Source organism: Methylomarinum sp. Ch1-1, from assembly GCF_030717995.2.
Taxonomy (GTDB): domain Bacteria; phylum Pseudomonadota; class Gammaproteobacteria; order Methylococcales; family Methylomonadaceae; genus Methylomarinum; species Methylomarinum roseum.
Genome location: NZ_CP157743.1, coordinates 566,696 through 588,607, shown reverse-complemented (window position 1 = coordinate 588,607; position 21,912 = coordinate 566,696). Strand labels below are relative to the sequence as shown.

At 47.6% G+C, this 21,912-nt stretch carries 20 protein-coding genes; 18 read left to right on the top strand and 2 right to left on the bottom strand.

All coding sequences use genetic code 11. From position 1 onward, the window contains the following. Positions 1-561: 561 nt before the first annotated feature. On the bottom strand, positions 562-3,273 hold the full coding sequence (gene polA / locus Q9L42_RS03090) for a DNA polymerase I (RefSeq protein WP_305909893.1): 2,712 nt from the start codon (positions 3,271-3,273) through the stop codon (positions 562-564). Positions 3,274-3,812: 539 nt separating this feature from the next. Between polA and Q9L42_RS03085 the strand changes: the two genes are divergently transcribed. Beyond that, on the top strand, positions 3,813-4,076 hold the full coding sequence (locus tag Q9L42_RS03085) for a ComEA family DNA-binding protein (protein WP_305909895.1): 264 nt from the start codon (positions 3,813-3,815) through the stop codon (positions 4,074-4,076). A 66-nt stretch (positions 4,077-4,142) separates the two neighbouring features. Here Q9L42_RS03085 and Q9L42_RS03080 read toward each other — a convergent pair whose 3' ends face one another. Then, on the bottom strand, positions 4,143-5,543 hold the full coding sequence (locus Q9L42_RS03080; RefSeq protein WP_305909896.1) for a mannose-1-phosphate guanylyltransferase/mannose-6-phosphate isomerase: 1,401 nt from the start codon (positions 5,541-5,543) through the stop codon (positions 4,143-4,145). A 764-nt stretch (positions 5,544-6,307) separates the two neighbouring features. Here Q9L42_RS03080 and Q9L42_RS03075 point away from each other — a divergent pair. From Q9L42_RS03075 to Q9L42_RS03000, 17 genes are all read left to right on the top strand, one after another. Continuing rightward, positions 6,308-6,439, top strand: coding sequence for a hypothetical protein (locus Q9L42_RS03075; RefSeq protein ID WP_305909897.1), 132 nt, complete (start codon positions 6,308-6,310; stop codon positions 6,437-6,439). Between the two features lie 373 nt (positions 6,440-6,812). Then, on the top strand, positions 6,813-7,769 hold the full coding sequence (locus Q9L42_RS03070; protein ID WP_305909898.1) for a DHH family phosphoesterase: 957 nt from the start codon (positions 6,813-6,815) through the stop codon (positions 7,767-7,769). Positions 7,770-7,794: 25 nt separating this feature from the next. Then, positions 7,795-8,091: a nucleotidyltransferase domain-containing protein gene (locus Q9L42_RS03065; protein WP_349431869.1), complete on the top strand. Its 297-nt coding sequence runs from the start codon at positions 7,795-7,797 to the stop codon at positions 8,089-8,091. A 166-nt stretch (positions 8,092-8,257) separates the two neighbouring features. Continuing rightward, entirely contained in the window at positions 8,258-8,455 is a 198-nt protein-coding gene (locus Q9L42_RS03060) for a hypothetical protein (protein ID WP_305909899.1), read from the top strand. A gap of 147 nt (positions 8,456-8,602) precedes the next feature. Next, positions 8,603-9,232 (top strand): adenylyl-sulfate kinase, encoded by a 630-nt coding sequence (gene cysC, locus Q9L42_RS03055; protein ID WP_349431868.1) that lies wholly within the window; start codon positions 8,603-8,605, stop codon positions 9,230-9,232. 41 nt (positions 9,233-9,273) lie between these two features. Beyond that, entirely contained in the window at positions 9,274-9,666 is a 393-nt protein-coding gene (locus Q9L42_RS03050; RefSeq protein ID WP_305909900.1) for a hypothetical protein, read from the top strand. A 6-nt stretch (positions 9,667-9,672) separates the two neighbouring features. Beyond that, positions 9,673-9,846 carry a hypothetical protein gene (locus Q9L42_RS21420; protein WP_432648891.1) on the top strand — a complete coding sequence of 58 codons (174 nt, stop codon included), beginning with the start codon at positions 9,673-9,675 and terminating at the stop codon, positions 9,844-9,846. 130 nt (positions 9,847-9,976) lie between these two features. After that, positions 9,977-10,231, top strand: a complete 255-nt coding sequence (locus tag Q9L42_RS03045) for a type II toxin-antitoxin system Phd/YefM family antitoxin (protein WP_349431867.1) — start codon at positions 9,977-9,979, stop codon at positions 10,229-10,231. Then, entirely contained in the window at positions 10,221-10,496 is a 276-nt protein-coding gene (locus tag Q9L42_RS03040) for a type II toxin-antitoxin system RelE/ParE family toxin (protein WP_305909902.1), read from the top strand. The genes Q9L42_RS03045 and Q9L42_RS03040 overlap by 11 nt, the downstream gene beginning before the upstream one ends. A 1,315-nt stretch (positions 10,497-11,811) precedes the next feature. Continuing rightward, on the top strand, positions 11,812-12,747 hold the full coding sequence (locus tag Q9L42_RS03035) for an FRG domain-containing protein (RefSeq protein ID WP_305909904.1): 936 nt from the start codon (positions 11,812-11,814) through the stop codon (positions 12,745-12,747). Positions 12,748-12,821: 74 nt separating this feature from the next. After that, complete coding sequence (gene rfbB, locus Q9L42_RS03030) at positions 12,822-14,015, top strand: dTDP-glucose 4,6-dehydratase (protein WP_305909905.1); 1,194 nt, start codon at positions 12,822-12,824, stop codon at positions 14,013-14,015. Then, entirely contained in the window at positions 14,015-14,911 is an 897-nt protein-coding gene (gene rfbD / locus Q9L42_RS03025; RefSeq protein ID WP_305909906.1) for a dTDP-4-dehydrorhamnose reductase, read from the top strand. The genes rfbB and rfbD overlap by 1 nt, the downstream gene beginning before the upstream one ends. Positions 14,912-14,914: 3 nt before the next feature. Beyond that, a complete protein-coding gene (gene rfbA, locus Q9L42_RS03020; RefSeq protein WP_305909907.1) occupies positions 14,915-15,799 on the top strand; it encodes a glucose-1-phosphate thymidylyltransferase RfbA in 885 nt (294 codons plus the stop codon). Next, entirely contained in the window at positions 15,799-16,350 is a 552-nt protein-coding gene (gene rfbC / locus Q9L42_RS03015; RefSeq protein ID WP_305909908.1) for a dTDP-4-dehydrorhamnose 3,5-epimerase, read from the top strand. The genes rfbA and rfbC overlap by 1 nt, the downstream gene beginning before the upstream one ends. Then, entirely contained in the window at positions 16,350-17,171 is an 822-nt protein-coding gene (locus tag Q9L42_RS03010) for an ABC transporter permease (protein ID WP_305909909.1), read from the top strand. Before rfbC ends, Q9L42_RS03010 begins: the two co-directional genes overlap by 1 nt. Then, on the top strand, positions 17,161-18,516 hold the full coding sequence (locus Q9L42_RS03005; protein WP_349431866.1) for an ABC transporter ATP-binding protein: 1,356 nt from the start codon (positions 17,161-17,163) through the stop codon (positions 18,514-18,516). The genes Q9L42_RS03010 and Q9L42_RS03005 overlap by 11 nt, the downstream gene beginning before the upstream one ends. After that, the gene (locus Q9L42_RS03000) at positions 18,516-21,911 is read left to right on the top strand and encodes a glycosyltransferase (protein ID WP_349431865.1); all 3,396 of its coding nucleotides are present in this window, start codon (positions 18,516-18,518) and stop codon (positions 21,909-21,911) included. Before Q9L42_RS03005 ends, Q9L42_RS03000 begins: the two co-directional genes overlap by 1 nt. Position 21,912 lies beyond the last annotated feature (1 nt).

Genomic DNA, 21,912 nt, shown 5'->3' with positions numbered 1-21,912 from the left:
GTGTCTATATAGCGTAAACGGTGCGTCCGGAGCAATCGCGCTATGTTACATGAGATTGTAGCGTAATCCGCTCCCTTGCGTTTGCTTTCAGTAATTCATCAGTTTGGCGTTCAAAAAGGGCATGGGGTGTGTTTGGCGAGGATGTCGGCAGCAAGGATTGGGCGGGGCGGGTTATTCAACCCGTCCCGAACGTTTTGGTTTTTAATTTTGGCATAGGCTTGAAAGATTCAGGCCGGGGTTACAAACCCCGGCCTGCTCAGTTTGCGGACGGAGTTGCAAACTTCCTGGGCGGGGCGGGTTATTCAACCCGCCCCGAACGTTTTGGTTTTTAATTTTGGCATAGGCTTGAAAGATTCAGGCCGGGGTTACAAACCCCAGCCTGCTCAGGTCGGCAGCAAGGATGCTGCCGTCAAGCCCCCAGCACCTAAATTTCCTGGGCGGGGCGGGTTATTCAACCCGCCCCGAACGTTTTGGTTTTTAATTTTGGCATAGGCTTGAAAGATTCAGGCCGGGGTTACAAACCCCAGCCTGCTCAAGAAACCTCAGGATAAACGCGAAGCCTTAATGCGCTTCGTCCCAGTTGTCGCCGCTGCCGATATCGACAATTAACGGCACGTCCAGTTGCGCCGCCGAACTCATCAGCTCGCGGATTTTTTCGATGCTATCCTGCAACTGTTGTTCGGCGATTTCAAACACCAGTTCGTCATGCACCTGCATGACCATCTTTATATCGCTATCGCTTTGCAAAAGCCAGCGGTCGGTGGCGATCATCGCCCGTTTGATGATGTCGGCGGCGCTGCCCTGCATCGGCGCATTGATCGCGGTGCGTTCGGCGTATTGCCGGCGCGCGCCGTTGCGGGAATTGATTTCCGGCAGATACAGGCGGCGGCCGAACAGGGTTTCCACATAGCCCTGCTGCTTGGCCTGTTCGCGTATCGAGTCCATGTAATGTTTGACGCCGGGATAACGCTCGAAATACAGGTCGATATAGGATTGCGCCTGATTCCGGCCCATGCCCAATTGCTGACCCAGGCCGAACGCGGACATGCCGTAAATCAGGCCGAAGTTGATGGCCTTGGCGGAACGGCGCAGTTCCGTCGTCACCTGGTCGATATCGACGCCGAACACCTCGGCTGCGGTGGCGCTGTGTATGTCGACGCCATCGGAAAAGGCGTTCAAAAGACCTTCATCGCCGGACAAATGCGCCATGATGCGCAGCTCGATCTGCGAATAGTCGGCCGCAACCACCCGATAGCCTTCCGGGGCGATAAAGGCCTGGCGGATCTTGCGGCCCGCCTCGCTGCGGATCGGAATATTCTGCAGATTGGGGTCCGATGACGACAGACGGCCGGTGGCGGCGACGGCCTGATGATAGGAGGTGTGCACGCGTCCCGTTCTGGGGTTTATTTGCTGCGGCAGTTTGTCGGTATAGGTCGATTTCAGCTTGCTCATGCCGCGAAAGTCCAGCAGCAGTTGCGGCAGCGGATAATCGGCGGCCAGTTCCTGCAGCACCGATTCATTGGTCGACGGCTGGCCCTTCGGGGTCTTTTTCAGCACCGGCAGTTCCAGCTTGTCGTAGAGGATTTCCTGTATCTGTTTCGGAGAGCCGAGGTTGAAGGTTTGGCCGGCCAGTTCATGAGCGTGCTGTTCGATCGCGGCAATCTGATTGGCCAGCTCCATGCTCTGTTTAGCCAGCATGTCGCTGTCGATCAACACGCCGTTGCGTTCCATCCGCGACAGCACCGGCACCAGCGGTATTTCGATGTCGCGATAAAGCTTTTCCAGGCTGGGTTGCTGATGCAGTTTGTCGCTGAGGGTCCGATGCAGTCTCAGCGTGATGTCGGCGTCTTCGGCGGCGTAAGGCGTGGCCTGTTCCAGCGCCACCTCCTGAAACGAAATCTGCTTGGCGCCCTTGCCGGCGACGTCCTCGTAATGGATGGTTTCCAGGCCCAGATATTCCTTGGCCAGATCGTCCATGTTGTGTTTGGTGGCGGTGCTGTTCAATACATAGGACTCCAGCATCGTGTCGTGTTCGATGCCTTGCAGTTCGATGCCGTGATTGGCCAGCACGTTGGCGTCGTATTTCAGATTTTGTCCGAGCTTGGCTTTGTCCGGATTTTCCAATAAGGGTTTCAGTCTGTCCAGCGTCGCCTCTCTATCCAGCTGCTCGGGCGCATCGGGATAATCATGCGCCAGCGGCAAATAAGCCGCCTCGCCGGGCTCGACCGCGAAGGACACGCCGACGATTTCGGCGTTGCTGTAGTTGAGGCTGGTGGTTTCGGTATCGAAGGCGAACAGTTCGGCCTTCTCCAGCTTAGCCAGCCACTGCGATAATTGCTGTTCGGTGAGCAGGGTTTGGTAATCGGTTTCGATTTCGCTGGCTTGCGGGGCGGGTTCGTTCGCTTCGCCGCCGGTGTCCTCCAGCATGCGCAGCCATGAGGAAAAGCCGAGTTCGCTAATCTGCCGCTTCAATTCGGCGAGATCCGGTTGGCGGCAGGTGAGCTCGTCGATATGATAGGAAATCGGAATATCGCATTTGATCGTCGTCAGCTCGCGCGACAGGCGCAGTTGCTCCAGGTTGTTGCGCAGATTTTCGCCGATTTTGCCCTTGATCTGGTCGGCGTGGGCGATCAGGTTGTCCAGGTTGTCGTATTCGCACAACCACTTGGCCGCTGTTTTCGGACCGACCTTGGGGATGCCGGGAATGTTGTCGACCGAGTCGCCGACCAGGGCCAGATAGTCGATGATCTGATCGGGTCTGACGCCGAATTTTTCGATCACGCCTTGGACATCCATGCGGCTGTTGGACATCGTGTTTTCCAGTGTGATGTGTTCGTTGACCAGCTGCGCCATATCCTTGTCGCCGGTGGAGATGATCACTTCGAATCCTAGCTTTTCCGCCTGTTGCGCCAGCGCGCCGAGGACGTCATCGGCCTCGACATCGGGTTCGATAATCAGCGGCAGCCCCATCGTCCGGATCAGATTATGCAGCGGCTCGATCTGCACCCGTAAATCATCCGGCATCGGCGGGCGATGAGCCTTGTACTGATCATAAAGTTCGTGGCGGAAGGTTTTGCCGGGCGCGTCGAACACCACGGTGAAATATTCGCTTTGATGATCCGCCATCAGCTTGCGCAGCATGTTGGCGACGCCGTAGATGGCGTTGGTCGGTTCCCCGGCCGGATTCGTTAACGGCGGAATCGCATGATAGGCGCGGAACAGAAAAGACGAACCGTCGACCAGGATCAAGCGTTTTGTGTTTTGATCGGTCATGAATGAGTTAACATGCTCAGTAACAATGAATAAAGCTGAACAATACAGCTTGCCGACACTTGTCGCAACCTGAAAAAGTAGGGTGTGCTGACGACAGGAAGCGCACCAAGTCCACCAAAAGGCGGCAACGCGCCCCGATGCGCCATTGCCGTCGATAAGGTGGAACCGCGCAGCTTGTTCCACCTATGCATAGAAAGGCAATGAGGCTAATGGTATGGTAGGGCGGATCAAGCCCTGCGGATCCGCCAAAATGCTGACGATAGGAAGCGCACCAGAACCAGGTCTCGATGCAGCTAATGCCTGCCATTTTTTTCGAAATCAGCATGTATGCCGAAGAGCTAATAAAAATAATGTTTTTTAAAATCAATTTCTTGCGTCGGTATAATGCGAAAATATTTTGTCGATAAATGTAAATTCCAAGCCATGTCTTGCAATTGTGAATGAAAACCTTACAATCGATAACGAGCAAGTTCAGTGGCTTTTGGTCGGCGATCCGCTGTCTGTTCACTTCACCAACTCTTCGAATGAGGAATAAGTCGATGAAAAAATTACTGATTGTTTTAGCCTTATGTTCCTTCAATGCATACGCCCAGCCGATCAATATCAATAGCGCGGATGCCGATACCATCGCTCAATCCTTGTCCGGCGTCGGACAGAAAAAAGCCGAGGCGATTGTGCAATACCGATCGGAAAACGGGGCATTCGAATCTTTACAAGACGTGGGCAATGTCAAAGGCATCGGCGATAAAACACTGCAGAAAAATGAACAGGATATTCTTTTTTCCGATGCGGCCGCTCAATAACTGAAAAACCAATTAACGGAGGCGGGAGTACGGTTTGCCGTACTCCTTGGCCGCTTACTCTGGGCTCTAGGTTCTGCCATAACTGTCATCGAAACGAATGATATCGTCTTCACCCAGATAGCTGCCTGATTGCACTTCCACCATTTCCAGCGGGATCACGCCCGGATTAGCCAGGCAATGGGTCGTGCCCAGGGGGATATAGGTCGACTCATTCTCGGTCAACAACATGCTTTGCTCGCCCTTGGTGACCTGCGCCGTCCCCTTGACGACAATCCAATGTTCCGCGCGGTGATGATGCTTTTGCAACGACAGCTTCGCACCCGGTTTGACGACGATGCGTTTGGCCTGGAAGCGTTCGCCATTATCGATCAAATGATAGTAACCCCAGGGACGATAGACCTTGCGATGGATATCGGCTTCGCAGCGATTTAGCTCTTTTAGCTGATCGACAATTTTTTTAACGTCCTGCACCCGGTCTTTGGATGCGATCATCACCGCATCATCGGTATCGACCACGATCAGGTTGCTGACCCCGACGCTGGCGATCAGTTTGCTGCCGGAATGCAGGAAGGAATCTTCAGTATCCAGCGTCAACACATCGCCGCTGATGGCGTTGCCATGCTCGTCCTTGCGCGTCACATCCCACAGCGCCGACCATGACCCGACATCGTTCCAGTCGGCGGCCAAGGGGATCACGACGGCCTGGTCGGTTTTTTCCATTACCGCATAATCGATCGAGTCGGCCGGACAGCGGCCAAAGGCTTCTGCATCCAGGCGGACGAAATCGATGTCCTGTTGCGCACCGGCCAAAGCCTCTTTGCAGGCGCTCAGCATTGCCGGTTGAAATTTCTCCAGTTCTTGTAGGTAGCGGCCGGCGGTGAAGGCGAACATGCCGCTGTTCCAATAGAAATCGCCGCTGTCGACATAGCTCTGTGCGGTAGCCTGGTCAGGCTTCTCGACGAATGCCGCGACCTGAAAACTGCCTTCGCTATGGCTATCGCCGGCCTTGATGTAACCGTAACCGGTTTCCGCTGCGGTCGGCACGATGCCGAAGGTCACCAGATGGCCTTGTTGAGCCAGGTGATTGGCTTTATCCACCGCCGCCTGAAAGGCCTGCACATTGGCAATGACATGGTCGGCGGGCAAGATCAGCAACACCTCGTCGGCGGATTCGGCGGACAATGCCGCCAGGGCAACCGCCGGCGCGGTGTTTTTTCCGACCGGCTCCAGGATGATCGCCGAAGGATTGGCGCCGATTTCTCGCAGTTGTTCCGCCATCATGAAGCGGTGATCTTCATTGCAGACCCCGATCGGCGCTTTCATATTGTCCAGACCATGCAGCCTCAGCACGGTTTCCTGCAGCATGGTGTTGTGGGAGACTAACGGCAAAAACTGTTTGGGATGCTGGCTGCGGGACAGGGGCCATAAACGGGTGCCGGAGCCGCCGGATAAGATGACTGGGATCATGGTGTTACTCCTGAAGTTTTTCAGTGGCGTTGATTTGCTTGTAAACAGTATCATACCGCGCTTTCGCTCGTCGTTTATATACCGGTAAAAGGCCCTCTGGGCGGGGCGGGTTATTCAACCCGCTCCGAACGTTTTGGTTTTTAGCCAGTAGCCCGCATGTAGCTATGCGAAATGCGGGTCAACGAGGCCGCGAATCCCGGATTCCGCTACGCTGCATCCGGGCTACAATCTGATACAATTTCCAGCTTTTAACGAGACTTGACGTCAAGGTAAAACGAATATGCGTTTATCCGAGCCGCAACAAAAAACCATACGCCAAGCAGTCCTGGGCGGGGCGGGTTATTCAATCCGCCCCGAACGTTTTGGTTTTTAGCTTGGCATAGGATTGAAAGATTCAGGCCGGGGTTACAAACCCTGGCCTGCTTAAGGGTAGGAGGCCCGCCCTCGGGCCGAATGGCCTTTTTCGAGCCAGTAGCCCGCATGTAGCCATGCGAAATGCGGGTCAACGAGGCCACGAATCCCGGATTCCGCTACGCTGCATCCGGGCTACAATCTGATACAATTTCCAGCTTTTAACGAGACTTGACGTCAAGGTAAAACGAATATGCGATTATCCGAGCCGCAACAAAAAACCATACGCCAAGCAGTCCTGGGCGGGGCGGGTTATTCAATCCGCCCCGAACGTTTTGGTTTTTAGCTTGGCATAGGATTGAAAGATTCAGGCCGGGGTTACAAACCCCGGCCTGCTTAAGTATATTGAAGACATGGCAATCTTGGCCGATGCGTTGCAAACCGCTTATGAGCAGCATGGTTTCATCGTCGATGTCGCCGAGGCGATAGTTCAAGATCTGCAAGATCGTGGTGTTAGCGCAAATCAGTCTGAAGGCGGGGCCTAGAAAGCTAGCTGTTTTGCAATTACCCCATTCGTAGGGTGGATAAGCGGAGCGCATCCACCGGGTCGGCATCTTTTGGTGGATGCGCCCTTCAGGCTTATCCACCCTACATGCTGACCGCCATGGGCCATGGATGGCGGAAATGCCGATTTTGCCATAATGCCAAGGATGGCATGTAGTAGAGCAATGCAGGAGCAAAAATCGGCCCTGCCGCGTTCGATAACTGGGGCGAGCCGTTACCCGGTAGGAGCGCCGCCCCCGGCGCGAAAAGCTTCACTGGACCCAGGAAAGAATGAAAGCCAGACATAAATTAGCAATATTTTAGATGTTAGTTTAGGATTACCCCTTTGCAAAGTGATGATTAAATACGGATCAGATGGAAATCGATGTTTTTAACGGCGACGCCGACGGCATTTGCGCCCTGGTGCAATTGCGCTTGGACAGGCCAGCTCAGACCCAGTTGGTTACCGGCGTCAAAAGGGATATAGAGCTGCTGAAACGGGTCGAGGTGAATGACGGCGACCGGGTGACCGTGCTCGATATTTCGCTGGCGAAAAACCGTCCTTATCTGGAGCAAATTCTGGCGCGCGGCGCCGGCGTTTTCTATGTCGATCATCACCAATCTGGCGAAATTCCACATCATCCAGGTTTGCAGACCATCATCGATACCGATGCCGCGACCTGCACCAGCTTGCTGGTTAATCGATATTTAAAGGGGAAATATCAGGCCTGGGCGGTCGCCGCTGCATTTGGCGATAATCTGCATGACAGCGCGCTGAAGGCCGCTTCCGCTTTAGACTTATCGAGCGATGAAATCGAGCAATTGAAGGATCTGGGGATTTGCATCAACTACAATAGTTACGGCAGCAGTCTCGACGATTTGCATTTCGCCCCGGACCGGCTATACAACGAGCTTTGCCCTTTCGCCTCGCCGTTCGACTTCATCCGGGAAAATGCCGGAATCCATCAACAATTGCTGGACGGCTATGCCGCCGACATGGCTGAGGCCGCGAAAATATCGCCCGAATTTCATAACGAGCAGGTTGCCGTCTATATTCTTCCCGATGCCAGTTGGGCCAGACGGGTCAGCGGCGTTTTCGGCAATCACCTGGCCAATCAAAAGCCGGAACGCGCTCATGCGGTAATAAGTCATAATGATAAGGGCGGTTTCCTGGTCAGCGTCAGGGCGCCGTTAACCAACAAAACCGGCGCCGACGAATTGTGCTCATTATTTGCAACGGGGGGCGGGCGTAAGGCCGCGGCCGGGATCAACCATTTGCCGCAAGCGGAATTGGGTCGGTTTATTCAGGCATTGGCGGAGAAATACGCGTAAGTTTGGCGGACGAGGTCCAAGTTTGATGAGGCTCGATAAAATTCAAAAAAAGGCTTTGAAAAAAGCACTGGAAAATCTCACGAATGTTGATCAGGCTTTTTTATTTGGCTCACGAGTCGATGATACAAAACGGGGGGGAGATATCGATTTATTGATTTTTTCTCAACAGCCTCCGTTCAATCTATCCAGAAAAATCGCTCGAGATTTTTTTAAACTATGCGAAGAAAAGATAGACGTGCTGGTCGTTAACCCGAAAAAGATGACAAAAGAGCAGGCTTTGTTTGTGCAATCCATTGAAAAGATGCCTTTATCAGACTTATGAATCGATTAACTGATCAGCAACTAGTAATTGCCAAGGATAAGTTTCAAAAAACCTTTCAATTGTTAAAAGCCAGTGTTGAAAAAACGGCGCATTAAGTGCCTAGAAAAAAGTCAGATGGTCTTAGGTGCTTCGTCATTCCGGCATGGATTGCCGGAATCCAGTTATCATGGATGATGGCTTATACAACTATACTTATTACCAATCACTTATTGATATTTGGCTGGATATGAGAGATATCAGAAATAAAATAGCACATGATTATGTGCCTGAAAAAATGGCCGAAATGTACCAATTGATTCGAGGTGAATTTTATAGCGAACTGAATTTGTTGAACCAGAAGATAGCACAAATCGTCTTGGAATAAATACGGTTTCGCATTGCTCTACCCATTCTACACAAGAAAGCAAAATTCCCCATGAAAATCAATTTATTGCGAATTCTTAGGATTTTGGTCGTGTACAGAGCAGGCCGCTATAGAACTATAAACACAATAAAATCAAGTTGAACAACTATGACCCAAAAAAGCACTAACACCGTCTGGCATCATGCGGCGGTAAGTAGGCAGGACAGAGAGCGGCTACATAATCATAAAAGCGCGGTGCTATGGTTTACCGGGCTCTCCGGCTCCGGTAAATCGACGCTGGCCCATGCGGTGGAAGATCGACTGCACAAACTGGGGATTTCTACATTCGTGCTGGACGGCGACAATGTCCGTCACGGCTTATGCAGCGATCTCGGCTTTACCGATGCGGACCGGGTGGAAAATATACGCAGGATCAGCGAGGTTGCGAAATTATTGTCCGAAGCCGGCGTGATCACGTTAACCGCCTTTATTTCGCCCTTCAGAGAGGATCGCAATGCCGCCCGAAAATTAATGCCGCATGGCGATTTTCTGGAAATCTATTGCCAATGCCCGCTGGAAACCTGCGAACAACGCGACGTCAAGGGACTTTATAAAAAGGCCAGAGCAGGCGAGATTCCTTTTTTTACCGGTATCGATTCGCCTTATGAAGAGCCGGAGCGGCCTGAGCTGATCGTCAAGACCGGTGAAAATTCGCTGGATGAATGCGTCGATGGCGTGATCCAATTGATGGCGCGGCGAAATATCGTTAATTTATCTAGCGTTAAAACTTGTCAGTGAACACTTATTGCAATAATGCATACGTTAATTTTGTCACCTCAGTGACAACAAGCCAATTACTCGATTCTGTCAATGCGGAATTGGAAAAGCAAAAAAGTTTTATTCAAGACCAAATTATCGGCAAGAGAAAAATCGCGCGGGAGCGCCGTATGGATAGGATTGCGCAGCTTCAGGAAGCGCTGGTGCTGGCGAAGGCAACAGGTATTGTCGAACCTAAGATTGATGAAGCGGCTAATCAATTGAATATGGAGTATATGCGCGGGACTAAGGCAATCGAAGCCGAAATTCAACTGTTAAAAAACCGAAAAAACGACGATTCGTTTATTGATGGGATACGCAATTTGCAGGAACGCATTGCATCGTTGAATGCTATATCTCTTGGCGCCGAAAAAATAAAACCGGCGGCTATCGACCAATTGACGACAATTCCATAAAAACCTATTAAACCGAAAAAAATGCTGATTTTAGCTGTTGCGGTTGTCTTAGGGTTAATGGCGGGAATGTTCGTCGCATTAATCAGAAAAGCAATGCAAAATCGGCGGCAACAAAAACGCGAACACAGGGTGGATTCGCCGTCAGGCAATCCACTAAAGCCCCATGCACCGACAATGTAGCGCGTCACAAATGCATCATTCCCATAGTGGTATGGTCAAATTCCATGCATCCAATAAGCGTGGAGAATAATTCTGCCCCCGCTTATTACCGTGTTAAGATGCTTTTAAAAGTACTATTAAGGATACGGTTATGATTATTACAGCGAGCGAAGTTAAGACAAAGGGCGTTTCTTTTTTTGGGGAAATGCTCCAAAAAGCCGATGAACTCGTCATTAATGTGCGGGGTAAAAATAAATATGTGGTGTTGGATATAGAACGCTACAACGAATTTAGACAAAATGAACTCGATCTTGCCCACATGAAAGCGATGCAAGATATCAAAGACGGCCGCTATAAAGTGCAAACTGCGGCAGAGCATACAAAAGAGTTGATGGATGAGCTATAAAATCATTCGGACCGATGAGTATTTTAAAAAGCTAAAAAAGTTTATTAAAAAGCACCCAGACGCTTTGGAAAGATATGTAAAAACCATTGAGCTGCTTGAGCTTGATCCTTTTCACCCGTCACTGCGTTTGCACAAGCTCCAAGGCAAATTAAACGATTGTCACAGTGTTTCAATCAATATGGAATATCGAATCGTGATTGATTTTATGTTTAAAGAAAAAGAGATTATCCCAATTGATATCGGCGTGCATGACGAAGTCTATTGAATTTAAACCCGAAAGAAAGTCCTCGCGAAAGCCGGAGTAGGTATCTACACAACTTTTGTACCTTTAATACAATGATCTCGGTAGGATGGATTCGCCGCCAGGCAATCCGCCTGGATACGCACAACGGCTAATTTTGCCTTCGGTGGCATTTTTTGGCGGCTTGCTTCGCGAAGCCGCTCTAGATTGGCGGATCGCTGCGCTTGATCCAACCTACCGGTGCGGGTAGGGTGTGCTGAACTGCGTGAAGCGCACCGGTTTTTGATGTGCTTCACGCAGTACAGCACATCCGAAGGCAAGGCTACATTTGCATCGCAATCGGATGGATTCGCCGCCAGGCAATCCACGATGAAGTCTTGGCGAGATGATTACAGTGCCAAAAGGTTGTTTTCTGGAGAGTTTAAATGCGTCCGCCGTATTAGTAAATCAGTTCAGTATCCCCAATCACGATGAAATGTACTATAATATGAAAAGTTTTGCGCTAAGCGCAATCTGAAAAAAGGCTGGCGCATTAAGGATTTTGCTAACAATAACTTCCCGATATGGTTTCCATGCTCTGCGCTCATCGTTATACATAAGTCAAAAAAAATCAATAAAACCAATGCGATTTCTATATTGCCACAGGATTGATTCATAAGATGTATTCTGATTGGCGTAAAGAGTGAGCGTTCCGCTGGGGATTGATGGGATTCAATGTTTATGGATGTCTTCACAAGCATTCCTGCGCTCTGTGCCGGAATGCTTCCGGGAGTGCAAAAGCTTGAGCTTTTGCTTAAAAAAGCTCAAGCTTTTTTACTCCGACGTCATTGCGTATGAGGCTCAACGCGATGTCGAGACAAGATGTGTATAACGATGAGTGCTCTGTGGTTCAGACTTCATCCCCTCGCAGAGCGCGGGAACGATGGAGGGATCTTGGAAGTTATTTACGACCATATCCTAAGTCAGATTAAAAAACGACAGCCATGTTGAATGCGAGAGATATCTCCTAATGCTAAAAACTAAGGCTTATGTATTGAAAAATCTGTTAAGCATGAGCGTAGGGCAGGGCAGCCAGATGGCTATAGCTATCTGGCTTCAGCTATTATAGCCGGGAGCTTATAGCTAAGGTTTACGCACTTGGCAAGCATTATTAGCAACTGATCATGCTTACCAACAAGTCCAGAAGAATTAACTAAAAGGATAGGTTGGTCTATACAATATACGAAGGCAAAAAAGAAATAGATATATCGTCTTGTCGTAGGCGTTATGAATAAAGAAAATTCTATTTTCAATCGAGCCTGACCCCTTTGATACTCCTTTGATACTAACTTTGATACAAATGCAATACCAGATAGCTGTCGAAAAGGTTAAAAACATCTCCGAACTGATCGCTGTGGTAGAGGGATTTAAGCGGCACAATAAGGGTAACCGCGTCTATTTCCGAGGTGAAAACGAAGACCACGGCGCCAACGCGCTGACGCCAAGCATTTACCGTTCGCAAAAAAGGCTCCAAGCCGAAGATAAGATCTACCGTGAGATGCAGCGCTTCAATGATCATGAGTTCGGTGTCGACAAGACAGCATTCGACAAGCTTAGCCGTATGCAGCACCACCGCGCACCAACACGTTTGCTTGACCTCAGCGAAGATATATTGAGTGCGCTGTATTTCGCGCTTGATAAAAAGGGTTGCGACAGCATGGCAGTGGTTTATCTTATCGAAATTGACGAAGCACAGGTCAAATACTACGACTCAGATGCAGTTAGCGTTGTTGCTAACCTGGTTAAGTCACCACTCAATGATGGTGTCACCGGGCACAAATCCAAATGTGCGTTACTCCGTGATGCTACGGATCTGAGAACAGATATCGAGGAGTTTAACCAAACGCGGAGCGCCGGCTTTTTGTTGCATGACATCAAAGAAGAGAAAGGTTACTTCAGTCATAAAATCAACCCCAACCACCTACTTTCGATCCACTTTGTGAAGCCCAAGCTGACCAATAATCGTCTGCACGGACAGAAAGGCGCTTATCTCCTGTTCGGCCTCAACGAGTACGATATTAACAGTGCCATTCCAGTGCTTGACATGCACGATGGTAAACTCAGGTTAAATTCGAGTATTGACCGCTTATTTTATCCGATCGTTAAGATGACCAAGGTGCTGCTGAGCGCCGATATAAGAATGAAGGATCTGGAAAGATTGGGAGTGACCAGACCCTATATCTATCCAGAGATGGAGCGAGTGGCGGAGTATTTTGTGGCACGCTTCGAACAGTGAAAAAAAGACTATTTTGAAAAAAATTTTTACCCAGACCCGGTTTCCGGTTTCCACAAATACTTACAAAGCCTAATATGAAACTTCTTGTCACCGGCGGTGCAGGCTTTATCGGCTCCGCCGTTATCCGCCATATCATCCAGAATACTCAGGATAGCGTCGTTAACGTCGACAAGCTTACCTATGCAGGCAACCTTGAAAACCTGCGTGAAGTTGATAGCTCAAGCCGCTATGCCTTCGAGCAGGTGGATGTCTGCAACCGTGCCGAGCTGGAGAAAGTATTTGTCGCGCATCAGCCGGATGCCATCATGCACCTGGCTGCCGAAAGCCACGTAGATCGCTCCATCGACGGCCCCGCAGCCTTCATCGAAACCAACATCGTTGGCGCCTATACCCTGCTGGAAGCCGCCCGCCAATACTGGCAGAGCCTGGAAGCGACCCGTCGGCAAGGCTTCCGTTTCCATCACATCTCTACGGATGAAGTCTACGGCGACCTCCCGCATCCTGATGAAGCGAATGCTCCCTCTCCCTCGATGGGAGAGGGGCGGGGTGAGGGTGAAAAATTACCCTTATTTACCGAGCAAACCGCCTACGCACCCAGCAGCCCATACTCGGCCAGCAAGGCCAGTTCCGACCATCTGGTCCGTGCCTGGATGCGTACCTACGGCCTGCCGGTACTCATAACCAATTGCTCCAATAACTACGGCCCATATCACTTCCCGGAAAAATTGATCCCGTTGATGATACTCAACGCCCTGGAAGGTAAACCACTGCCAGTGTATGGCAACGGCGATCAAATCCGTGACTGGCTATATGTTGAAGACCATGCTCGTGCTCTCTATAAGGTCGTCACCGAAGGCAAGGTAGGAGAAACCTACAACATCGGTGGCCACAACGAAAAGCAAAACATCGAAGTCGTCAAAACCATTTGCAAAATCCTGGACGAGCTCGTTCCGTTAAGCTCACGTCATAGCGACGCGGCAACCCAGACAACCACCAAAAACCGTCATTGCGAGGAGCATAGCGACACGGCAATCTCTTCATACTCAGATTTGATTACCCATGTCACAGACCGTCCCGGCCACGACCGCCGCTACGCCATCGACGCCAGCAAGATCCAGCGTGAACTGGGTTGGGCGCCACAAGAAACCTTTGAATCCGGCATTCGCAAAACTTTGCAATGGTACCTGGAGAATTCGGCCTGGATAGACAATGTGCAATCAGGTGTATATCGAGATTGGGTCGAAAAGAATTACGCAAACCGCAGTTAATGAAAATTCTATTATTTGGTAAAAATGGTCAAGTTGGCTGGGAGTTGCAACGCAGTTTACAACCACTAGGGCAAGTGATTGCGTTGGGATCGAATAGTTCAGATCTTTGTGGTGATTTTACCGACCTCAAAGGGGTATCGAATACCATCAAACAGGTAAAACCGGATGTGATCGTCAATGCTGCCGCTTACACCGCAGTCGATAAGGCGGAAAGCGAACCGCAGCTGGCGCACAGGATCAATGCCGATGCTCCTGGCGTCTTGGCTCATGAGGCAGCGTTATCGGACGCTTGGTTGATACATTATTCAACCGATTATGTCTTTGACGGCGGAGGCACTAAGCCATGGACGGAAGCCGACGCAACCAGCCCGCTAAATATATATGGAAAAACCAAGCTGGCGGGCGAAGAGGCTATTCGCGACTCGGGCTGCAAACATCTTATCTTTCGCACCAGCTGGGTCTACGCGGCGCGCGGCAATAATTTTGCCAAGACCATGCTGCGCTTGGCCCAAGAGCGAGATGGTCTGTCGGTGATTGATGATCAGGTAGGAGCGCCTACCGGAGGCGAATTGTTAGCGGATGTGACCTCGCATGCGATTCGCGCAGCTCGGAAAAATTCATCTCTACAGGGGATTTATCACTTGGTTGCAGCTGGAGATGTCTCATGGCATGGTTATGCGGCCTTTGTGTTGAATTTCGCCCGTGAAATGGGCATGGATCTTAAGGTGTTGCCTGAGGCGATACGCGCAATACCTTCGAGTGAATTCCCAGCACCGGCTCGACGCCCCAAAAATTCCTGCTTAAATAGCAGTAAATTAGAAAAAAGTTTCAACTTGACTCTTCCTTCCTGGCAATCGGGCGTGGCTCGGATGCTTACTGAAATCCTAGAGAAATAATTCATGACACAGCGCAAAGGCATAATACTGGCGGGCGGTTCGGGGACGCGTTTGTATCCGGTAACTAAAGTGTTATCTAAACAGCTATTACCGATTTACGATAAGCCGATGATTTATTATCCGCTGACGACTCTAATGTTGGCGGGAATTAGGGATATTCTGATTATCAGTACACCGCAAGATATTTCACGATTTGAAGAACTGCTGGGCGATGGCGCTGATTGGGGACTTAATTTGCATTATGCTGTGCAACCGAGCCCAGACGGCCTGGCGCAGGCGTTCATCATTGGGAAGGATTTCATTGGTAATGATCCTTCTACCTTGGTTCTGGGAGACAACATTTTTTATGGTCATGATTTACAAATAGCGCTGCAGCGCGCATCGGACCAAACAAAAGGCGCAACGGTTTTCGCTTATCATGTGCATGATCCGGAACGTTACGGAGTCGTTGCTTTTGACAGCCAAGGAAAGGCAACGTCACTGGAAGAAAAACCGGCCAAACCTAAATCTCATTATGCCGTAACGGGACTTTACTTCTACGATAACCAAGTGGTAGACATCGCCAGCTCGCTAAAACCATCGCCACGAGGTGAGCTGGAAATAACGGATTTGAACCGGATTTATCTGGAAAAGAGTCAATTGAACGTCGAAACGATGGGAAGGGGTTATGCTTGGCTGGATACCGGGACGCACGAGAGTATGAATGAAGCCAGTATGTTCATCGAAACCATAGAGCAGCGGCAAGGTTTAAAAGTAGCTTGCCCTGAAGAAATCTCTTGGCGTAACGGTTGGATCGATGATGAAAAATTGGAATTTTTATCCCAACAACTTGCCAAGAATGGTTACGGACAATATCTTATCGATATCTTAAAGGAGAGGGTAATATAATGGAAATTATGAGACTTGAAATTCCAGATGTTTTTTTGCTCATGCCCAATGTATTTGGCGACGAACGTGGGTTTTTCTTCGAAAGCTTTAATCAGCAATCATTTGAGCAAGCCATAGGATTGAAACGCCAGTTTGTCCAAGACAATCATTCCAAATCGCAAAAAGGAGTGTTAAGAGGGTTGCATTACCAATTGCCGCCTAAATCGCAAGGCAAGCTCGTAAGGGTGGTGCAAGGCGAGGTGTTCGATGTGGCCGTAGATATTCGTAGAGGCTCGCCCACATTCGGCAAATGGGTTGGGGCTACGCTTTCTGCAGAAAACAAAAAGCAACTTTGGGTGCCGGAAGGTTTTGCCCATGGGTTTATTACCTTGTCCGAAACGGCTGAATTTCTTTATAAAACGACAGATTACTATGCCCCGGAATTTGAGAGATGTATTGCTTGGGATGATGTAAGTATAGGGGTTGAGTGGCCCATACAAAATATTATTCCGCAATTGTCTGGCAAGGATCAACAAGGTAAATCTTTTAAAACAGCAGAAGTATTTGAATAATGCAACAGTTTCAAATTTCTCCGCGGGAAATGGTTGCCAGTTTTTGGCGTAATCGCAGTCTTATTTTTGCTTTGACAAAACGAGAAGTCGTTGGCCGCTATCGTGGGTCGATCATGGGAATAGCTTGGTCTTTTTTTAATCCCCTTATAATGTTGGCGATTTATACTTTTGTATTTTCTGTGGTATTTAAAGCGCGCTGGGGTGTTGGAGGTGAGGAAAGCAAAACCGATTTCGCGATATTGCTTTTTGTCGGCATGATTATTCACGGCATGTTCGCCGAGTGTATCAATCGAGCCCCTAGCTTGATTATTTCAAATGTGAATTACGTTAAAAAGGTCATTTTTCCGTTGGAAATCTTGCCGTGGGTCGCTTTGGGTTCGGCATTGTTCCATACATCTATCAGTTTATTAGTATTGCTGTTAGCGCAACTAATATTGGCTCAGCAGTTAATGTGGACGGTATTGTGGTTTCCGGTGGTTTTATTACCGTTAGCCTTAATTACTATGGGACTTGCTTGGTTTTTGGCAGGCCTTGGAGTCTATATTCGTGATGTCGGACAAATTATCGGAATGTTTACGACTATATTATTATTTCTCTCGCCGGTGTTTTATCCTCTCAGTTCTCTTCCAGAAAAATTTCAAGTGTGGCTAAAATTTAATCCGCTGACCTTTATCATTGAGGATGGTCGTAACACTCTGATCTTTGGGGGAAATCCGGATTTTATACAGGTAGGAATTATGTTGGCAGTAGGTATATTGGTCGCATGGCTTGGCTTTGTTTGGTTTCAGAAAACAAGAAAGGGATTTGCTGATGTCCTCTGATATTGCCATTAAAGTAGAAAACCTGAGCAAATGTTATCAAATTTATGACCAACCTCATGATAGATTAAAACAATCTATATTTCCTCGTTTTCAACGCTTGGTAGGCAAACAACCAAAGCAGTATTTTCGTGAATTTTGGGCGTTGAAGGATGTTTCGTTCGAGATAAATAAAGGTGAAACCATTGGTATCATTGGACGTAATGGTAGTGGTAAATCGACTTTATTGCAGTTGATTTGTGGGACGCTTAATCCCACAAGTGGGAGCATTCAAACTAACGGACGTATTGCTGCTCTTTTGGAGCTGGGTTCAGGCTTCAATCCGGAGTTTACAGGACGTGAAAATGTCTACATGAATGCAAGTGTTCTTGGTCTGAGTATGGAAGAAACAAATACTCGTTTCGCTGACATAATTGAATTTGCTGATATTGGCGACTTTATAAATCAGCCCGTCAAGACTTATTCAAGCGGTATGATGGTTCGGTTAGCGTTTGCAGTAATTGCTCATGTTGATGCCGATATTTTGGTGATAGATGAAGCTCTTGCAGTAGGTGATGCAGTATTTACTCAAAAGTGTATGCGCTACATACGGAGGTTTCAGGAAAAGGGTACCTTGTTATTTGTGAGTCATGACATGGGCGCGATTCTGAATTTATGCGAGACTGGTGTATGGATTCACCATGGGATTGTTCAAGAATTAGGAGAGGCAAAAAAAATTGCAGAGGCTTACCTGCAGGATACTTTGCAAGCAACCTATGGCGACACAGCGAAACTGAATAGTACTGAAAAGAGTCAGTCTGAATCCACAGAAGCTCAATCAGATTATCTTGATCAGACAGCCGCGCAAATTGATTATCATGCAACGTTTAGTGTTCAAGACAATATGGATTATGCTAAAGGGTGGAAGACTGAGTCAGCAGAGATAATCGCTATTGACTTTGAGAAACTGGACTCTCAGATTGAAAATGTTTTTCATGGTGGGGAAAGGGTTCGAGTAATAATCCACGCTAAAGCGAATCAAGAATTGATTAAGCCCATTTTAGGTTTTATTGTCCGAGATAGATTGGGACAGGATTTATTTGGTGAAAATACGCTGTCATTTACGGATCTCCACCCTTGTTCCATCCAAGCTGGGCAACACTTTATTGGTGAGTTCGTTTTTCGGCTACCAATGCTGCCTAATGGAGAATATGCGGTTATGGCTTCAGTAGCTGATGGTGATCACCATGAAAATTTACAGCATCATTATCTGCATAACGCCCTAATCCTGAATGTATCCTCAAGTAAGGTTCGATATGGGTTAGTTGGTATTCAATTTGAGGAAGTGATTTTAAAGAGTGCAGAATAATGCAAAAATCGTTAATACAAATTTTTGAAGAACATCAAGGTAAGTTATCCGACAAATGGTCGCTTTATCTTGCTGAGTATGACCGACTTTTTTCGGATTATAGAAATACTCCGATTCGAATGCTAGAAATTGGTGTCCAGAATGGTGGATCTCTAGAGGTATGGCCGCAATATTTTAATAAAATAGAGAAACTAGTTGGTTGTGATATCAACCCTGATTGCCATCATCTCCAATTTGAAGATCCTCATATTGCAATAGTAATTGGTAATGCTAACTTGGATGAGACTGAAACGCTCATTTTAGAACATTCCCCTATTTATGATTTGATTATTGATGATGGTTCACACTGCTCATCTGATATTGTTAAAACCTTTGTTCGTTATTTTTCTCATCTCAATGATGGTGGTTTATTCGTCGTCGAGGATTTACACTGTAGTTATTGGCAGGAATTTGAAGGGGGATTGTTTGACCCATATTCTTCGTTAACTTTTTTTAAGAGATTAGCCGATGTTATTAATTATGAGCATTGGGGAGTAAATAGACCACGTAAAGATTTACTGGCTGGATTTTCTGATCAATATGGTGTTTCATTCGATGATGTACCTCTGTCACATATTCATTCTATTGAGTTCTCTAACTCTATATGTGTGATCCGCAAATCTGTTCCAGCTTTGAATAAACTTGGCAAAAGGATTATTAGCGGACAGGATGCGTTAACTGAAAGTGCTCCAAAAGAGCTTATCGATTATTCGATCAAAGCAGTGCTCCCTGCTCAATCGTCGAATTTTTGGTCAGTACGATCAGTTCCACCCGATGAGGAACTAATTCAACGACTTGAAGAATTAACTAACCTGAATCAAATTTTAGTTGATCGCGATGACCAAATAAAAAAACTAAACCATATTCTTGCCGATCGCGATGAGCAAATAAAAAAACTAAACCATGTTCTTACCGATCGCGATGACCAAATAAAAAAACTAAACCATGTTCTTACCGATCGCGATGACCAAATTAACAAACTAAACAAGGCTCTTACTGATCGTGATAGTCAGATAGTCAGTCTTAATCAAGCAGTAACAGAGCGTAATAGCCAAATTACTTATCTCTTGAACTCAAACTCTTTGAGGGTTACAAAGCCACTAAGGTGGATAAGAAGGCAGATTTATCTGTGTATGCATGTTTTTAGACTTGTCAGGCAGTACGTTAATCAGCGTGGTGGAATTATTAACGGAACCACGAAAATGTTTAGTCGAGCTGTTGAAGTTTTTCGATGTGGTGGCTTAGGTGGTTTTGTTGCTCAACTGAGGGCTTACTCTCATGCATCTGCACAATGGAATCTATCTAAAAGTCCAATCATACCGAGTGTGATTGAGAAATCTTCACAAAAAGGTCAACAAATTATTTCTAATGATTCCGTCGAAGATGTAGCGCCAGTCGATTATCGATTTTGGCAGCATTTTCTCCTCAAAACTGAAGTAGACATTATTGTCTGTGTACACAATGCCTTAGATGATGCTAAACGGTGCTTGAGCTCTGTAATTCGCTATTCCCCAGCTATATGTCGTCTTATTATTGTTGATGATGGTAGTCGTAAGGATACCCAAGCTTACCTTCAGTCTTTTTGCAATTCACAGAATGCTACTCTATTACGTAATGATGTTGCTCTCGGTTATACATTTGCAGCCAATCAGGGGCTTAGAGAATCTATAGGAGGTTATGCCGTACTTCTGAACAGTGATACGATTGTGACACCTGGATGGATTGAAAAGTTGGTTGTTTGCGCTGAATCTTCCTCTAGTATAGGTATTGTAGGGCCTCTGAGTAACACCGCCTCATGGCAGTCAGTTCCGGAAATCGAAGATAATGGTGATTGGGCAACTAATCCGCTACCTGATGGAATTTCTGTTTCGCAGATGAGTGGCTTGATCGCTAAATACTCTTCACATGTATATCCCAGAATGAGTTTCTTAAATGGGTTCTGTTTAATGATTCGTCGTGAAGTTATTGATCAAATTGGGATATTTGATGAAGTAGCTTTCGGGCGTGGTTACGGAGAAGAAAATGATTATTGTCTCCGTGCACGAAAAGCTGGTTGGGAGCTTGCTTTGGCTGATAATGCGTATGTATTTCATGCGCAGTCAAAAAGTTATAGTCACGAAAAGCGTAAGGTATTGGCGGATCGTGCGAATCTTAAACTTGCCGAGAAGCATGGACACGCTATCATCAATAGTGGGGTTGAACAATGCCGTTTGGATCGTGTTCTAACCTCAAATCGTGCACATGCCAAGATAATGTTTGAACGAGAGGCTTTAATCAAAGATGCTCGCACCCGCTGGGAAGGGCGAAGGTTACTGTTTGTCCTACCAGTTATGTATGCCGGTGGTGGTGCGAATGTCGTGATAACTGAATTGCGTGCCATGGCGCGAATGGGGGTTGATGTATCTTTTGTTAATCTATCTGTGCATAGAAAAACGTTTGAACAGAGTTTCCCAAATTTAGATGTGTCTATAATTTATGTTGACTCTCCCGATGAAATTACGGTGATTGCTTCTAATTTTGACGCAGTAATAGCAACTGCAAATCATTCAGTTCAATGGTTACAGCCCATCGTAAATCTTCCTGAATCTCCAGTGTTAGGATATTACATACAGGATTTTGAACCATATTTTTTTGCTGAAGGAACTACTGAATACCAGAAGGCGCTAGAGTCGTACACTCTCATTCCTGGAATGAAGCTGTTTACTAAAACTGAATGGAACCAGCGGGAAGTTAGTTCCCATATAGGCTTGCTTCCTACGCTTGTCGGTCCGAGCTATGATGTGGATCTTTTCAGGCCATGGAAGCAGGACTCTATTCAAAGACAATGTCATCCGATTCGTGTTGTAGCAATGGTTCGTCCTTCTTCACCCCGTAGGAACCCAGAAGGAACCATGCATCTGCTTGAGATGCTTATGTCGCGATTCGCTGATCGCATTGAAATATCAATTTTTGGTGCTGAGAAAGATGGCCCGTCGATGCCTCACTGTGAATACTCTAATGAAATTACAAATTATGGCCAACTTCGGCCCTCGCAGATTGCGAGCCTTTTTAGCGGCACTGACATTTTTATTGATATGTCTCATTTTCAGGCAATGGGGCTTACCGCTATGGAAGCAATGGGGTGCGGTGCTGTAGCGGTTGTTCCTATAGCTGGAGGTGCGAATTCTTTTGCTCGTCATTATGAAAACGCATTAGTTGTTAATACAGAGTCCGTCCAGGAAGTTTTTGATACGTTATGTGAGTTGATTGATGATCACGAACGTTTGCATAAACTTCGACTTGAAGCATTGAGCCAAGTGGTACAGCACCATCCTGAGCGATCTGCGCATGCAATTCTTCAATGCTTACTTGGATAGT

Excerpts from the sequence above, each read along its gene's own strand:
- Q9L42_RS03035 (WP_305909904.1), top strand. The coding sequence starts at position 11,812 with ATGCAATACCAGATAGCTGTCGAAAAGGTTAAAAACATCTCCGAACTG.
- rfbD (WP_305909906.1), top strand. The coding sequence starts at position 14,015 with ATGAAAATTCTATTATTTGGTAAAAATGGTCAAGTTGGCTGGGAGTTG.
- Q9L42_RS03070 (WP_305909898.1), top strand. The coding sequence starts at position 6,813 with ATGGAAATCGATGTTTTTAACGGCGACGCCGACGGCATTTGCGCCCTG.
- rfbC (WP_305909908.1), top strand. The coding sequence starts at position 15,799 with ATGGAAATTATGAGACTTGAAATTCCAGATGTTTTTTTGCTCATGCCC.
- Q9L42_RS03010 (WP_305909909.1), top strand. The coding sequence starts at position 16,350 with ATGCAACAGTTTCAAATTTCTCCGCGGGAAATGGTTGCCAGTTTTTGG.
- polA (WP_305909893.1), bottom strand. The coding sequence starts at position 3,273 with ATGACCGATCAAAACACAAAACGCTTGATCCTGGTCGACGGTTCGTCT.
- rfbB (WP_305909905.1), top strand. The coding sequence starts at position 12,822 with ATGAAACTTCTTGTCACCGGCGGTGCAGGCTTTATCGGCTCCGCCGTT.
- Q9L42_RS03060 (WP_305909899.1), top strand. The coding sequence starts at position 8,258 with ATGGATGATGGCTTATACAACTATACTTATTACCAATCACTTATTGAT.
- cysC (WP_349431868.1), top strand. The coding sequence starts at position 8,603 with ATGACCCAAAAAAGCACTAACACCGTCTGGCATCATGCGGCGGTAAGT.
- Q9L42_RS03065 (WP_349431869.1), top strand. The coding sequence starts at position 7,795 with ATGAGGCTCGATAAAATTCAAAAAAAGGCTTTGAAAAAAGCACTGGAA.
- Q9L42_RS03045 (WP_349431867.1), top strand. The coding sequence starts at position 9,977 with ATGATTATTACAGCGAGCGAAGTTAAGACAAAGGGCGTTTCTTTTTTT.
- rfbA (WP_305909907.1), top strand. The coding sequence starts at position 14,915 with ATGACACAGCGCAAAGGCATAATACTGGCGGGCGGTTCGGGGACGCGT.
- Q9L42_RS03080 (WP_305909896.1), bottom strand. The coding sequence starts at position 5,543 with ATGATCCCAGTCATCTTATCCGGCGGCTCCGGCACCCGTTTATGGCCC.
- Q9L42_RS03000 (WP_349431865.1), top strand. The coding sequence starts at position 18,516 with ATGCAAAAATCGTTAATACAAATTTTTGAAGAACATCAAGGTAAGTTA.
- Q9L42_RS03085 (WP_305909895.1), top strand. The coding sequence starts at position 3,813 with ATGAAAAAATTACTGATTGTTTTAGCCTTATGTTCCTTCAATGCATAC.
- Q9L42_RS03005 (WP_349431866.1), top strand. The coding sequence starts at position 17,161 with ATGTCCTCTGATATTGCCATTAAAGTAGAAAACCTGAGCAAATGTTAT.
- Q9L42_RS03075 (WP_305909897.1), top strand. The coding sequence starts at position 6,308 with ATGGCAATCTTGGCCGATGCGTTGCAAACCGCTTATGAGCAGCATGGT.
- Q9L42_RS03040 (WP_305909902.1), top strand. The coding sequence starts at position 10,221 with ATGAGCTATAAAATCATTCGGACCGATGAGTATTTTAAAAAGCTAAAA.